The organism is Oribacterium sp. Sow4_G1_1, from assembly GCF_052116105.1.
Taxonomy (GTDB): domain Bacteria; phylum Bacillota; class Clostridia; order Lachnospirales; family Lachnospiraceae; genus Oribacterium.
In genome coordinates this window covers 80,035-94,468 of record NZ_JBQKLS010000008.1, presented here as the reverse complement: position 1 = coordinate 94,468, position 14,434 = coordinate 80,035, and the positions used below count along the sequence as shown (strand labels likewise).

The 14,434-nt window shown below is 56.2% G+C and carries 12 protein-coding genes; 11 read left to right on the top strand and 1 reads right to left on the bottom strand.

The window, feature by feature from the left end:
• The first annotated feature begins 150 nt into the window (after nucleotides 1-150).
• From ACTQ52_RS06850 to ACTQ52_RS06820, 7 genes are all read left to right on the top strand, one after another.
• Nucleotides 151-2,412 carry a glycogen/starch/alpha-glucan phosphorylase gene (locus tag ACTQ52_RS06850; RefSeq protein ID WP_441982151.1) on the top strand — a complete coding sequence of 754 codons (2,262 nt, stop codon included), beginning with the start codon at nucleotides 151-153 and terminating at the stop codon, nucleotides 2,410-2,412.
• 364 nt (nucleotides 2,413-2,776) lie between these two features.
• The gene (locus tag ACTQ52_RS06845) at nucleotides 2,777-4,168 is read left to right on the top strand and encodes an ABC transporter substrate-binding protein (RefSeq protein ID WP_410043525.1); all 1,392 of its coding nucleotides are present in this window, start codon (nucleotides 2,777-2,779) and stop codon (nucleotides 4,166-4,168) included.
• Nucleotides 4,169-4,259: 91 nt separating this feature from the next.
• Nucleotides 4,260-5,102 carry a carbohydrate ABC transporter permease gene (locus tag ACTQ52_RS06840; protein ID WP_410043526.1) on the top strand — a complete coding sequence of 281 codons (843 nt, stop codon included), beginning with the start codon at nucleotides 4,260-4,262 and terminating at the stop codon, nucleotides 5,100-5,102.
• Nucleotide 5,103: 1 nt separating this feature from the next.
• Entirely contained in the window at nucleotides 5,104-5,937 is an 834-nt protein-coding gene (locus ACTQ52_RS06835; RefSeq protein ID WP_410043527.1) for a carbohydrate ABC transporter permease, read from the top strand.
• A 138-nt stretch (nucleotides 5,938-6,075) separates the two neighbouring features.
• Nucleotides 6,076-7,620 carry a 4-alpha-glucanotransferase gene (locus ACTQ52_RS06830; RefSeq protein ID WP_410043528.1) on the top strand — a complete coding sequence of 515 codons (1,545 nt, stop codon included), beginning with the start codon at nucleotides 6,076-6,078 and terminating at the stop codon, nucleotides 7,618-7,620.
• A 6-nt stretch (nucleotides 7,621-7,626) separates the two neighbouring features.
• Entirely contained in the window at nucleotides 7,627-8,775 is a 1,149-nt protein-coding gene (locus ACTQ52_RS06825) for a LacI family DNA-binding transcriptional regulator (RefSeq protein WP_441982150.1), read from the top strand.
• 236 nt (nucleotides 8,776-9,011) lie between these two features.
• Nucleotides 9,012-10,055, top strand: a complete 1,044-nt coding sequence (locus tag ACTQ52_RS06820) for an SPFH domain-containing protein (RefSeq protein ID WP_441982149.1) — start codon at nucleotides 9,012-9,014, stop codon at nucleotides 10,053-10,055.
• A 134-nt stretch (nucleotides 10,056-10,189) separates the two neighbouring features.
• Here the strand turns inward: ACTQ52_RS06820 and ACTQ52_RS06815 are convergent, their stop codons facing one another.
• Entirely contained in the window at nucleotides 10,190-10,678 is a 489-nt protein-coding gene (locus ACTQ52_RS06815; protein ID WP_410043531.1) for a DUF1836 domain-containing protein, read from the bottom strand.
• Nucleotides 10,679-10,972: 294 nt separating this feature from the next.
• Between ACTQ52_RS06815 and ACTQ52_RS06810 the strand changes: the two genes are divergently transcribed.
• The 4 genes from ACTQ52_RS06810 to cbiB all read left to right on the top strand — a co-directional run bounded on the left by ACTQ52_RS06810 (nucleotide 10,973) and on the right by cbiB (nucleotide 14,334).
• Nucleotides 10,973-11,803 (top strand): DegV family protein, encoded by an 831-nt coding sequence (locus ACTQ52_RS06810; protein ID WP_441982148.1) that lies wholly within the window; start codon nucleotides 10,973-10,975, stop codon nucleotides 11,801-11,803.
• 68 nt (nucleotides 11,804-11,871) lie between these two features.
• Complete coding sequence (locus ACTQ52_RS06805; RefSeq protein WP_441226826.1) at nucleotides 11,872-12,657, top strand: LytTR family transcriptional regulator DNA-binding domain-containing protein; 786 nt, start codon at nucleotides 11,872-11,874, stop codon at nucleotides 12,655-12,657.
• A gap of 32 nt (nucleotides 12,658-12,689) precedes the next feature.
• Nucleotides 12,690-13,115: an alpha/beta hydrolase-fold protein gene (locus ACTQ52_RS06800; RefSeq protein ID WP_441982147.1), complete on the top strand. Its 426-nt coding sequence runs from the start codon at nucleotides 12,690-12,692 to the stop codon at nucleotides 13,113-13,115.
• 223 nt (nucleotides 13,116-13,338) lie between these two features.
• Nucleotides 13,339-14,334 (top strand): adenosylcobinamide-phosphate synthase CbiB, encoded by a 996-nt coding sequence (gene cbiB, locus ACTQ52_RS06795; RefSeq protein WP_441226827.1) that lies wholly within the window; start codon nucleotides 13,339-13,341, stop codon nucleotides 14,332-14,334.
• Nucleotides 14,335-14,434: the final 100 nt, after the last annotated feature.

Sequence of the window (14,434 nt, the reverse complement as noted above, 5' to 3'; positions counted from 1 at the left end):
CTGTGTTTCTGTTGCCGGTCCTCCGGCCCCCTGCTGGCTCGATGATAGAATCGTACCATAATTTGAGAATATCTGGCAAGTAAATGATTGTTTTATGTGATATATCTTGATATAGATAGAAAATCAGACATCCGCTTAAAGGAGGATCTTATGAATATTACAGAGACGTTAGAGAAGCTGAGTGGGAAGGCACTTGTGGACTGCAGCGATCAGGAGCTGTATCTCGCGCTGCTGGAGCTGGTGCGGGCGAAGAGTGCGGAGCGTGTAAAGCCGGTGCATGGCCGGAAGCTCTACTATATCAGTGCGGAGTTCCTGATCGGAAAGCTCCTGTCAAATAACCTCATCAACCTCGGGCTGTATGATGAGGTACGTGACGCGCTGGCAGCCGCAGGGAAGAAGCTGTCCGACATCGAGGAGGTTGAGCCGGAGCCTTCCCTCGGCAACGGCGGTCTCGGCCGTCTCGCCGCCTGCTTCCTGGATTCGCTTGCGACACTGAACCTGCCGGGCGACGGGATCGGCCTCCGGTACCACTTCGGCCTGTTCCACCAGTCCTTCGAGAACGATATCCAGAACGAAAAGCCGGACCCATGGCTGACTGCGCACAGCTGGGCGGAGAAAACCGACGTGACCTACCCGGTGGAGCTCGCGGGGAAGTCCTATACCGCGCGTCTCTATAAGCTCGCCGTGACCGGCTACGAGGGCCGCACGAACACACTGAACCTCTTCGACCTCGATACCATCGACGAGGGGATCGTCCATGACGGCATCGCCTTCGATAAGACCGCCATCGATAAGAACCTGACGCTGTTCCTCTATCCGGACGATTCTGACGAGGCCGGCCGTCGCCTCCGTATCTACCAGCAGTATCTGATGGTGTCCGCCGGCGCGCAGCTGATTCTCGCAGAGTGTGCGACCCGTGGCTGTGACTACCATGATCTCGCGGACTACGCGGCGATTCAGATCAACGACACGCACCCTAGCATGGTCATCCCGGAGCTCATCCGCCTGCTCGGCGAGCATGGCATCGACTTCGAGGAGGCCGTGGAGATCGTCACGAAGACCTGCGCCTATACGAACCACACGATCCTCGCAGAGGCCCTCGAGAAGTGGCCGCGTGCGTACCTCGACGCGGTCGTTCCACAGCTGATGCCGATCATCGAGAAGCTGGATGCGCTGGCACGGACCCGCTCGGAGGATGCGTCGCTTGCCATCATCGACGAGGACGATGTCGTCCACATGGCACATATGGACATCCATTTCACGCATTCCACGAACGGTGTCGCAACGCTGCATACGGAGATCCTGAAGAACACCGAGCTCCATAACTTCTACGAGCTCTACCCGGAGAAGTTTAATAATAAGACAAACGGCATCACCTTCCGTCGCTGGCTCCTGGAGTGCGATCCGCGCCTCACCGCGGTGCTGGAGAAGCACATCGGCACGGGCTTCCGCAAGGATGCGTCCGAGCTCGAGAAGCTGCTTCACTTCGCAGATGACGCCGCGGTGCTCGAGGAGCTCCGCGAAGTGAAGACAGAAAATAAGGAAGCATTGGCCGACTGGCTCCGCCGGACCCAGGGCGTGACGGTGAACACGGGCGCGATGTTCGACATCCAGTCAAAGCGTCTCCACGAGTACAAGCGGCAGCAGCTGAACCTGCTCTACCTCATCCACCAGTACCACGAGATCAAGGCGGGGCATCTGCCGGCGACCCCGCTCGTCAGCATCTTCGGCGCGAAGGCGGCGCCGGCCTACATCATCGCGAAGGACATCATCCATGCGCTGCTCGTGCTGTCGAAGGTGATCGCGGCAGATCCGGTCGTGTCGAAGTGGCTGCAGCTCGTCTTCATCGAGAACTACAACGTGACCGCGGCGGAGAAGCTGATTCCGGCCTGCGATCTCTCGGAGCAGATCAGTCTCGCGTCGAAGGAGGCCTCCGGTACCGGCAATATGAAGTTCATGCTGAACGGCGCGCTCACGCTCGGTACGATGGACGGTGCGAACGTCGAGATCGCGCAGCAGGTGGGCGAGGACAATGTCTACATCTTCGGCCAGACCTCCGATCAGGTCATCCACCGCTACGCTGCAGGGGACTACATCGCAGAGCAGTGGTATGAGGGCGATCCGAACCTCCGCCGGGCGATCGATTTCCTGACCGGCCCGGAGATGCTGGCGGCCGGCCATGCAGAGAACCTCTGCCGTCTGCACGACGAGCTCATCCATAAGGACTGGTTCCAGACGCTTCCGGATTTCAATGCTTACATCGTGCGCAAGAACCAGGCGCTCAGCGACTACGCCTGCGATCCGCAGGGCTGGCGCCGCAAGTGCCTCGTGAACATCGCGAAGGCCGGCCTGTTCTCCTCGGATCGGACGATCGCGGAGTACGATCGTGACATCTGGCAGCTCGGAAAGTGATGTGAGGGGCGATATAAGATTCCCAGGCACCGCCGCTGCATAGCTGTGGAACGGGTGCAACGGTCGGGCATAATTCAAAATGGCAGGGACCTTTCGGGGCCCCTGCCATTTTGAATAAAAAATATAATATTTATTTTTAAAAAGTATTGCACTATTTGGTGAAAAGTGTTAAATATATGTTATCGGAAACGTTACCGGTAACGTTAACGGAAACATACCGGAGAACGCGAGAGCGAATCGCCTGGTCAATCTGCACAAAATGCTTCAAGGCAGAACGTGCGGAAGAGCTCAGGTGACACACATCATAATCGAGGCAGCGATGGGCGCGGCTTCGAGCTTGCCCGAAGGGCAGAGAGGATATGTTATGAAGAAGATGAGACGTTTCACAGCACTGGGTCTGACCGCTGCGATGGCAGTGACAGCGCTGGCAGGTTGTGGTGGTTCGAACACCGCGAGCACGACGGCAGCTGCGACGGAGGCAGCGAAGACCGAGGCAGCAACCGAGGCAGCCGCACCAGCAGAGCAGACAGCAAGCGGTGGTAAGGTTTACTACCTCAACTTCAAGCCGGAGCAGGCAGATCAGTGGGTAGACCTCGCAAAGAAGTATACCGATGAGACAGGTGTAGAGGTTCATGTACAGACCGCAGCGTCCGGAACCTACGAGCAGACACTGAAGTCCGAGATGGCGAAGTCCGAGGCTCCGACCCTTTTCCAGGTCAACGGTCCGGTCGGTCTCGCAACATGGGATGACTACTGCATGGATCTCAAGGATACCGATGTATTCAAGGATCTCGAGAGTGAGGATTACGCTCTGAAGAACAGAGACGGCGTCGTAAAGGGTATCGCCTACGTTATCGAGACCTACGGCATCATCTATAATAAGAAGATCCTCAATGACTACATCGCACTCGATGGTGCGAAGATCAGCGATATCTCTGAGCTGAACAGCTTCGATAAGCTGAAGGAAGTCGCAGACGATATGCAGGCGAAGAAGGATGAGCTCGGTATCGAGGGCGCATTCACATCCGCAGGCTTCGATTCCTCCTCTGACTGGCGTTTCAAGACCCACCTCGCAAACCTGCCGATCTACTACGAGTACAAGGATGACAACATCGGCTCCACCGATGCCATCAAGGGAACCTACCTCGACAACTTCAAGAACGTATTTGATCTTTACATCACAGATTCCACCACAGAGCCTTCACTTCTCTCTGGTAAGACCGGTGATGATGCCGCTTCTGAGTTCGCACTCGGCGAGGCTGCATTCTATCAGAATGGTACATGGGCATACAACGACATCAAGGGCAACGAGGTTGCAGACGAGGATCTCGGCATCCTTCCGATCTACTTCGGTGTAGACGATGCAAGCCAGGGTACCTGCACAGGTTCCGAGAACTTCTGGTGCGTAAACGATAAGGCAAGCGATGCAGATAAGCAGGCAACCCTCGATTTCCTGAAGTGGGTTGTAGAGTCTGACGCAGGTCGTGAGTCCCTTTCCAAGGAGATGGGCTTCGTCACTCCGTTCTCTACCTTCGCTGATTACCTTCCGGCAAACCCACTCGTTGTTGCAGCGAATGAGTTCAACAAGGATAAGACCCCTGTATCATGGAACTTTACCACGATGCCGAGTGAGCAGTGGAAGAACGTACTTGGTTCTGCAATGCTTGAGTATGCACAGGGTACCGGCGACTGGGATGCAGTAAAGACCGCATTCGTCGACAACTGGGCAACGGAGTACAAGAACGCAAATTCATAATTTAAAACGAAACAGCTGATCCGGTAAGATTCGTAGCTGTGGTCTCCGGCAGATTGATCTGCCGGAGATTTTTTTAGAAAAGGGGTTCAACATGGAAAAAGCGATCAAACGTTATATGCCGATCTTCGTGCTGCCGACGCTGGCGGCCTTCACGGTCGGCTTCATCGCACCGTTTCTCGTCGGCATCTGGCTGTCGTTCTGTAAGTTCACAACCATCACCGATGCGAAATTCGTCGGTTTTATCAACTACGCAAAGGTCTTCGGCGACGCGACCTTCGTGCACTCTCTGTGGTACACCACACTGTTCACGATCGTGACGGTCATCCTCATCAACTTCCTCGCCTTCGCCGTAGCGATGGCACTGACCGCGAAAATCAAGGGCAATTACTTATTCCGTACGATTTTCTTCATGCCGAACCTGATCGGCGGTATCGTCCTCGGTTACATCTGGAGCCTGCTTCTCAATGGTATCCTCGCGATCTGGATGCGTACTCTGACCTACAGCGCGACCTACGGCTTCTGGGGCCTCGTCATCCTGATGCTCTGGCAGCAGGTCGGCTACATGATGATCATCTACATCGCCGGTATCCAGAATATCCCGAGTGACCTCCTCGAGGCTGCCCGTATCGATGGCGCGAACAAGTGGCAGGAGCTCCGCTACGTGATCCTGCCGATGCTGATGCCATCCATCACTGTCTGCACCTTCCTGACACTGACGAACGGCTTCAAGCTCTTCGATCAGAACCTGGCGCTCACAAACGGTGAGCCGTCTCAGAAATCCGAGATGCTCGCCATGAACATCTATACCACCTTCTATGGTCGAAACGGCTGGGAGGGTGTCGGCCAGGCGAAAGCCGTCATTTTCTTCATCATCGTCGGCGCAGTGGCACTGACCCAGAATTATCTGTCCCGTCGGAAGGAGGTCGAGCAGTAATATGAAGAACAAGAAATTAAGTACCTTTTTAACGGTATTCTTCAGTATCCTTTCTGTATTTTACGTATATCCGATCCTGCTGGTGCTGTTGAACTCCTTCAAGAAGAAGGCGTATATCTCGAAGAAGCCGTTCGCACTTCCGAACGCGAAGTCCTTCGTCGGCTTCGACAACTACATCTCTGGTATCCAGAAGACCGGCCTCATCCAGGCAGCGTTTGTGTCCCTCTTCGTGACGGTGCTTGCGGTTGCCGTCATCGTCCTCTGCACCTCGATGTGCGCATGGTACATCACGCGTGTGCATTCGAAGTTCACGGCTGGCATGTACTTCCTCTGCCTCTTCTCGATGATCGTGCCGTTCCAGATGGTTATGTTCCCGCTCAGTAAGATCGCGAACATGCTGAAGCTGTCCAATCCGCTCGGCCTCGTATTTATCTACCTCGGCTTCGGTGCCGGCCTCGCGGTCTTCATGTTTACGGGCTTCGTCAAGTCCCTGCCGCTCGCGATCGAGGAGGCCGCGATGATCGACGGCTGCACACCGCTTCAGACCTTCTTCTATGTGGTGATGCCGATCATGAAGCCGACCTGCATCACGGTCGCGATCCTCGAGACCATGTGGGTATGGAACGACTACCTGCTTCCGTCCCTCGTCCTCGACCTCAAGAAGTGGAAGACCATCCCGATCGCTGTACAGTACCTGAAGGGCGGCTATGGCTCCGTCGATATGGGCGCTATGATGGGAGTCCTGGTGCTGTCGATCATTCCGATCATCATCTTCTATGCATGCTGCCAGAAGTACATCATCGAGGGTGTCGTAGCGGGTGCTGTCAAGGGTTGATCATGCCGTGCATCTGTGGCGCGGTAATGGAATGCATGAACGGTGGAGCCCCTCTCCGGAAGGAGAAGTGCGCTCCGTCGGAGGCATTGGACGAAAACAGATGCAGATAGATTTTACCAGAGAGAAAAGGGGAGACGTATGGAAAAGGAAGTAAGGGAGCAGATCTGGGGCCGTGCAGCAGGTATCCTGATGCCGGTGTTCGCACTTCCCGGCTCGTATGGCATCGGAACACTCGGAAAGGAGGCCTACGGCTTCGTGGATTTCCTCGCGGCGAGCGGGCAGACCTACTGGCAGGTGCTTCCGATCGGGCCGACGGGCTATGGCGACTCGCCGTATCAGAGCTTCTCGACCTTCGCGGGCAATCCGTATTTCATCGATCTCGAGACGCTGATCGATGAGGAGCTGCTGACGCGCGAGGAGTGCGAGGCGGTGGATTTCGGCGCGGATGCTTCGCGGATCAGCTATGAGAAGCTGTATCTCGGTCGCTTCCCGCTGCTCCTGAAGGCGTTCGAACGTTTCGAGGAGCGGACAAGCGGGGAGGGCAATGTTGCGCCCGAGGCGGAGGAGAAGGAAGCGTATCGTCAGTTTATCCAGCATACGGTGCACTGGCTGCCGGCCTACGCGCAGTTCATGGCTGCGAAGACGGACTACCCGGAGGATTTCTACCGCTTCACGCAGTATCAGTTTGACAAGCAGTGGAAGCGCCTGCGGGCCTACGCAAATGAAAAGGGCATCGCCATCATCGGTGATATCCCGATCTACGTATCGAGCGATTCTGTGGATTTCACGGAGCATCCGGAGCTCTTCCAGCTTGATGAGGAGGGACAGCCGAAGCAGATCGCGGGCTGTCCGCCAGACAGCTTTTCGGCGACTGGCCAGCTCTGGGGTAATCCGGTTTATGACTGGGACTATCATAAGAAGACGGGCTATCACTGGTGGATCGCCCGGATGCGCCGCTGCTTCGATCTCTTCGACGTGGTGCGTGTCGATCACTTCCGCGGCTTCGACGAGTACTACGCGATCCCGGCGGGTGCGAGCGATGCGACGGGTGGTCACTGGGAAAAGGGCCCCGGCATTGGCCTCTTCAATGCGCTGAAGGAGGCGCTCGGAGAGAAGCGGATCATCGCAGAGGACCTCGGCTATGTGACCGACACGGTGCGGAAGCTCGTCGAGGACACCGGCTATCCTGGGATGAAGCTGCTGGAGTTCGGCTTCGACTCGCGCGAGAGCGGAGACTACCGTCCGTGCACCTGGCCGGCCAATGCGGTCTGCTATACGGGTACACACGACAATCAGACGCTGGCTGCGTGGGTGCGTGAGATCTCTCCGGTTGACCGTGATTTTGCGATTCGATATTATACTGCGTGGAAGCAGGGGAAGGGAGAGGAAGTGAACGTGCGCCCGCGTTCCGAGGCGGAGCTCGCCGAGGACAGCAGCGTGACGAGGGACTTCCTTCAGTCGGACTACACCGACGCGCTGATCGAGATGACGCTGGCTGCGAAGCCGGAGACCGCTATCATCCCGATGCAGGATTACCTCGCTCTCGGGGCAGAGGCGCGCATCAACACGCCGTCGACGCTCGGACAGAACTGGACCTTCCGTTTTACAGAGAAAGATTTTTCAAAGGAATGCGCGGAGAAGATCCGGCGAATGACGGAGGAGAGTCAGCGTATCAGAAAGTAGAAAGCTATGGCAGCGAAGAAACTGACAATCAAGGAAATTGCCAAACTGTCGGGCATCAGTGTGTCGACCGTGTCGCGAGCGATCAATAACCACTATGACATCAGTCCGGAGACGAAGCGCCGGGTACAGGAGATCATCGATCAGTATGGTTACGTGCCGAACAACTCGGCACGGAATCTGAAGCTGAATGACGCACGAAACATCGCGGTCCTCGTGAAGGGCATCACGAACCCCTTCTTCACGAGCATGATCAAGGTGTTTGAGAAGGAGTGCTCGGATCATGATTACGCCCTGGTGCTCGAGCATGTCGAGGAGGAGCAGGATGAGACCGAGCTCGCGGCGCTGCTCGAGAAGGAGAAGCGTCTGAACGGCATCATCTTCCTCGGTGGAAATCCGGTACAGTCGGTGGAGCGCCTGAAGCGTCTGACGGTTCCGTTCGTGTTCTGCTCGGTGGCCGTTCCGGATCGAAAGGCCTTCGCAGAGTACTCCTATGTGGCGATCGATGACCGGGCGGAAGCTGAAAAGGTGACGGATTACCTGATCGAGCAGGGACGGAAGCGGATCGCGCTTCTCAGCGATGCGGAATCCGATATCAGTAACGGTATGCTCCGTCTCGAGGGCTACCTGCATTCGCTCGAGAAGCATGGCATCGAGCCGGATCCGGCACTGATCTGTCGACCGATCTCGATTCAGAAGACCTATACCTATGAGAATGGATATCAGCGGACGGTGGACCTGGTCCAGTCGGGCACGAAGTTCGACGCAATCTTCGCCATCGCGGACTCCATCGCGATCGGCTGTCTCCGGGCGCTTCGCGATCAGGGCATACGCGTGCCGGAGGATGTCGCGGTCATCGGCTTCGACGGCCTCGAGATCGGACACTATCTGACACCGGCGCTCTCGACACTGCAGCAGCCGGTGGATGAGATGGCCGAAGCCTCGATGCACGCCCTCCTCGGGCTCCTCGAAGAGCGCGAGAAGGAAGTCGCCGCGAAGCTGGCTGGCGGCAGTATTGCGGAACGGCAGGATGCTGCGCGAAAGGCGAGCGACGGAAGCGCAGAAACGTCGGACGGCGGGGCATCGAAACCGAAAGAAAAGAAGACAAGATTCCAGCAGATCTTCCCGGGAGAACTGAAGATCCGGGAGAGCTGCTGAGGAAGAAATGGACGAGGGCGGAAACGCCCTCGTTCTTTTGTCACTGTGCAGGCAGGGGGCCCGGAGGGGCGGCAACGGAGGCACAGTACTCCGAGACCGGAACTGTTACCTTTTACGAAATTCTTAATTTACAGGAACTATATCTGAAAATTACGAAATACCACATAATTGGCTTCGAAATTCTGTATAATAGTGGACAGATACTATTTTAAGTGCAGTAAAGGAGCGTGGCTTATATGGTTGTACTTGTATTGTTGCTTTTAGTCATCGTGGTGCTGATGCGGATGATCTGCATCGTGCCGCAGGGACATGCGTATGTGACGGAGATGCTGGGGCAGTACAGCGGTACCTGGGGTGCGGGTCTTCACTTTAAGATTCCGATCGTGCAGAGGGTCATCAAGAAGGTGAGCCTGAAGGAGCAGGTGCTGGATTTCCCGCCGCAGCCGGTGATCACGAAGGATAATGTTACCATGACCATCGATTCGGTGGTGTTCATGAAGGTGCAGGATCCGAAGCTTTTTGTGTATGGCGTAGAGAATCCGCTGTCGGGTCTTCAGAATCTGTCGGCGACGACGCTGCGTGCGATCATCGGTGACATGGAGCTCGATCAGACCCTGACGAGCCGTGATCAGATCAATGCGCGCATGCAGACGACACTGGATGTGGCGACGGACCCGTGGGGCATCAAGGTCACGAGAGTCGAAATTAAGAACATTCAGCCGCCGAAGGAGATCGAGGAGGTCATGACGAAGCAGATGCGTGCAGAGCGTGAGCGCCGTCAGACCGTGCTCGAGGCACAGGCGCATCAGGAAGCGGTCGTCACCAGAGCGAAGGGTGACCAGCAGGCGAAGGTCATCGCCGCGCAGGCGGAGCGAGATGCACAGATCGCCCTGGCGGAAGGTAAGGCGAAGAGTATCGACCTCGTCTATGAGGCGGAGGCGCGTGGTATCGAGCGTCTGAACCGTGCGCAGGTCAGTGAGGGTGTGCTGAAGCTGAAGGGACTCGATGCACTGAAGGAGGTTTCCAATGGCCGTGCGACGAAAATCTTTATGCCGTCCGACATCACCCAGGCCGTTTCGACCCTGGGCGTCGTCGGTGAGAGTCTCGGCATCGGGGATGCGACGCCGGTCGATCACAGTGCGCCGGCAGCACCGAAGGCACCGGTCGATCCGTGCATCAGTGAAGAATCCAGTGCGACGACGGTGGGTGCGGCAGCAACCGGCCACCAGATCGCACATGAGGTGCAGTCCAGCTACGGAAAGCTGGGCGTGGACCAGTAAAAGAAGAGGGAATCCCTTTCGTAACCAGAAGGGATTCCCTTTTTCGTTGCAGAAAATGGGGTCTGACCCCATTAAATTTTTCTAAACAAAATCTAAAGTCGAAGTTTATGGGGTCAGACCCCATTACGAAATTCTTAAGATGCGGTGTCGGACGCCAGGAAGAGGTCGTTCAGGTAGATGACCTGGGCGACGGCGGAGGTGACGCGGTAGAGGACCTTCTTTTCGAAGGAGACGCCGTCGGTGTGGAGCGGGCTTTCGTCGCGGTCCTCGAAGAGGATGATGAGCTTCTTCTCGAGCTCCATGCAGAAATAGTTGTAGGCGATCGGAAGCGGATAGCTTTTCTTCTGCATGTCGATGAGCGAGGCGATGTGGTCCATCGCGAGGACCTGCTTCACGAGGACGAGGAAGATCGCGTAGGCGATCTGGTCGGCGTAGTACTGCTTCTTCAGTGGTCGGTCGATGTAGCCTTTCTTTACGTAGTTGCTGATCATCGAGGAGGTGACCGGGATGTTCAGCGGTGAGAGGCATTCGTTGATATACTTGACGGTCTGCTCGAGGTAGAGTCCTACATTCGGGAGCTCATCGTAGCGTGGCATCCGGAAATCTCTGGCTGGTAAATTCATTTGTTCTTCCCCCATTAAATATGTGCGTGTTTCAAGTCGCTTCGTGCCCGGTGTATGAATAGCGCGATCGTGCGGCCTGGTCCAATGCTTCTCCGTTTCGTGTATACAAAGCGTCTGCCTGTGAACGAGCAGACGGAAGTCGTGCCGCTTCTGGCGAATCAATAATCAGTATTTTACATCGGGTTTTAAAAAACCGCAATAGAGTTTTGCTATAGCTTGACAAGACGATGCGGAATGGCTACTATACAACATGATAAAAGATTTCGGAAAACCGATGATTTAGAGAACAAAGCGATGAAGATGAGAATTGTGGCGGATTCGTCCGCAAATCTGTTAGAGATGAAGGATGTGGAGTTCGCGAGTGTGCCGTTGCACATCATCGTGGGCGAGCGGGACTATGCGGATACGGCGGAGATCGATCTCGCGGCTTTCCAGCAGCATCTCCGGGATTATAAGGGAAAGACGACCACGGCGGCACCGAGTCCGGGCGAGTGGGAGGAGGCCTTCGGCGATGCGGATGTCATCTTCTGCCTCACGCTGACGGGGGCCATGTCGGGGACCCACAACAGTGCAGTGATCGCGGGGGAAAGCTACGAGAGCGAGCATCCGGGGGCGAAGGTATATGTCCTGGATTCGCTGTCGACGGGCCCGGAGATATATCTGCTGGCAGAGAAGACGCGCGAGCTGATTCTGGCAGGCATGGAACCGGAGAAGATCTATGAGGAGATCCGGGCCTATCACCAGACGACGCATCTTTACTTCTCGCTGGCCTCGGTGGATAATTTCGCGAAAAACGGCCGTGTGAGTCACGTGATCGCGAAGGGGATCGGCCTCATGGGCATCCGGATCGTGGGGACCGCGAGCCCGGAGGGAACGCTCGACTTCAAGGGCAAGTGCCGTGGTGACAAGAAGGCGCTGGCGCTGATTCTCGAGAAGATGAAGGAGCTCGGATACAAGGGCGGCAGGGTCGTCATCGCACACAACCAGAACGAGGAGGCGGCGCTGCAGCTCAAGATGCGAATCGAGGAGCTGTTCGGTTTCTTCAACGGCGTGATCCATCCGGAGCGGGCACTGTGCTGCTACTATGCAGAGCCGGGCTCGGTGATGGTCGGATTTGAGGCGTGAGAAGAAAATGGTGGATTGCGTCCCTCTTTTTAATACTGTAAAATCAGAGAAAAAGAGGAGGCAGTGTTATGAACGGTGATCAGAGAGGTGCGCAGATGCTTACATTTTCGGACGGCAGTCAGCTGGATCCGGCGCTCATACTCTATATTATGATGAGGCGAAACTACGCAGAGTTTCACCTGGCAGGTGGGAAGCTCAAGGAGGCTCGTGTGACCATGGCGCAGCTGGAGACACGGCTCGGCGTGGAGTTCGTGAAGATCCACCGGAGTACCCTGGTTTCTGTCCGCGCCATCCATGATGTGACGGATACGGTCAATCTGAACAACGGCGAAAAGCTTAACTATGTCGCCAGTAAAAAGACCTGGCTGCAGTCAGAACTCCGGGAGCGGAGGAAGCGCCTGCTGCAGGTGCTTCCAGAGGCCGGACAGACGGATTTCCGGGAGCATTATCGTGTCTTTGACACCCTTCCCTTCGCGTTCACGGACATCGAGATGGTCTTCGACGAGAAGAACAACGCCGTGGACTGGATCTTCCGTTACGGAAATCCCGCGCTGGCCGAGCTCGAGAAGCTGCCGCTCGACACCATGATCGGTGCCTCCTTCGGCAGCCTCTTCCCTAACATGGACGCCAAGTGGCTGCGCGCCTATGAGCGCTCCGCTCTCTATGGCGAGACCCTGGAAATCCTCGATTATTCCCCGGAAATCGACACCTACCTGAAAATCATCAGCTTCCCGACCTTCCCCGGACACTGCGGCTGCATCCTCTTCGATGTCAGCAGAATCCGTTTCGGTAATACACCGTCCCCGGCTGATCGGGCAATGCTTCTGTACCTGACACAGATGGCCAGAAGCTGACGGGGAATTTTTTTGTAATTCAGCATTACCGATTGTTTTTGACATTGGCGTCGTACATCGTGCCGGCAGCCAGAGAAAAGATCCGGGGAAGCGCGCCGTACGTCGGCATCGCAGGGTACTCGCTGGCCGGACTGTTCGCACTCTATGCGATGTACCGCTGCGACTGTTTCGCGCGGGTGGCCAGCATGTCCGGCTCCCTGTGGTTTCCGAAGTTCCGGGAATACGTGCTTCGACATGAGCCGATACGGAAACCGGAGAAGCTCTACATGTCGTTAGGGGATGCCGAGGCGAAGACGAAGCATGCGGTGCTGAAGACCGTGCAGGAAAATACGGAGGCGATTCTTCAGCACTATCAGGAGCTCGGCGTGGATGTACGCTGGGAGCTGAACCCCGGAAATCACTTCCGGGACGCGGCGATGCGAAGCGCAAAAGGTATCAAAGCGATACTGGAAGCGTAATTGCGTCAGGAAGTCCGAGGCTCGAAATAACTGGAATGATGCAGGAAAAATACGGGATGTAATGTGAGCGACGAAGCAGAAGGTATCGGATGAAGCAGTGGGATGCAACATTGAACCAAGATGATGAACGGGACGTGCATGGTACATGCCGCACCATGCGTGTTCCGTTCTGCTTTTGTTTATGGTAAAATAGTTCCAATTTCTGTATTTGGGAGAGTGTAGCATGTACGAGCGAATCATGATTCTGATTATGGCGCTGATCGTCGATCTGGTCTTCGGGGATCCGCACAACTGGTTCCATCCGGTGATGGCGATGGGCCGCGGCATCGAGTGGCTGGAGAAGTTCCTGCGCCGGAGCCTCCATATCTCGGAGGATCCGGAGGCGGGCCGTGGGAAGAAGCAGTTCGCGGGTGCGATTCTCGTCGTGCTGATGCTCGTGATCTTCACGGTTATCCCGCTCATCATTCACAACATCGCGACGATGTTCGGCGAGACCCTGACCTGGGCGATCGACGCCTTCCTCGCCTACCAGATGCTCGCGATGAAGCAGCTGAAGCGGGAATCCATGAAGGTCTATGAGGCCCTCAAGCGTAAAAATATCAAGGATGCGCGCGAAGCGGTCTCGATGATCGTGGGTCGTGACACGAAGCGTCTCAATATGACCGGTGTCACGAAGGCGACGGTCGAGACGGTCGCGGAGAATGCCTCCGACGGGGTGGTCGCACCGCTCCTGTTCATGATGGTGTTCGGTGTGGCCGGTGGCTGGTTCTATAAGACCGTCAACACCATGGACTCCATGATCGGCTACAAGAACGACCAGTATAAGTACTTCGGCACCGCGGCGGCTCGCCTCGATGATATCTGCAACTTCATCCCGGCGCGCATCAGCGCACTGTTCATGTGCATCGCGGCCATGTTCCTGGGCCTCGACTGGAAGGGCGCGTTCCGTATCTGGCGTCGCGACGCGCGGAAATCCACGAGCCCGAACTCCGGGCAGACGGAAGCTGCCATGGCCGGCGCGCTCGGCGTCGAGCTCCTCGGAGACGCATACTACTTCGGAAAGCTCGTTCACAAGCCGGCGATCGGTGACAGCAAGCGCGAAATCACACCAGAGGATATCGAAACAGCGAATCGCATCATGTACCTGAGCGTGTTCATGATCTACTTCGTCGGCATCATGATCATGCGGACCGTCATGCTGTATAGCGGCTGGATCTGAACACACGGACCAGCTATGCAGGGAAGGATGCTTCGGACTTCGCAGCGGCCTGCCTCCAGTTGCTTAAAGGGCTGGACTCTCCGTCGACGACAAAGAAAGT

Coding starts and splice junctions, on each gene's coding strand:
- ACTQ52_RS06805 (WP_441226826.1), top strand. CDS start 11,872: ATGAACGGTGATCAGAGAGGTGCGCAGATGCTTACATTTTCGGACGGC.
- ACTQ52_RS06830 (WP_410043528.1), top strand. CDS start 6,076: ATGGAAAAGGAAGTAAGGGAGCAGATCTGGGGCCGTGCAGCAGGTATC.
- ACTQ52_RS06850 (WP_441982151.1), top strand. CDS start 151: ATGAATATTACAGAGACGTTAGAGAAGCTGAGTGGGAAGGCACTTGTG.
- ACTQ52_RS06825 (WP_441982150.1), top strand. CDS start 7,627: ATGGCAGCGAAGAAACTGACAATCAAGGAAATTGCCAAACTGTCGGGC.
- ACTQ52_RS06820 (WP_441982149.1), top strand. CDS start 9,012: ATGGTTGTACTTGTATTGTTGCTTTTAGTCATCGTGGTGCTGATGCGG.
- ACTQ52_RS06835 (WP_410043527.1), top strand. CDS start 5,104: ATGAAGAACAAGAAATTAAGTACCTTTTTAACGGTATTCTTCAGTATC.
- ACTQ52_RS06845 (WP_410043525.1), top strand. CDS start 2,777: ATGAAGAAGATGAGACGTTTCACAGCACTGGGTCTGACCGCTGCGATG.
- ACTQ52_RS06815 (WP_410043531.1), bottom strand. CDS start 10,678: ATGAATTTACCAGCCAGAGATTTCCGGATGCCACGCTACGATGAGCTC.
- ACTQ52_RS06840 (WP_410043526.1), top strand. CDS start 4,260: ATGGAAAAAGCGATCAAACGTTATATGCCGATCTTCGTGCTGCCGACG.
- ACTQ52_RS06810 (WP_441982148.1), top strand. CDS start 10,973: ATGAAGATGAGAATTGTGGCGGATTCGTCCGCAAATCTGTTAGAGATG.
- cbiB (WP_441226827.1), top strand. CDS start 13,339: ATGTACGAGCGAATCATGATTCTGATTATGGCGCTGATCGTCGATCTG.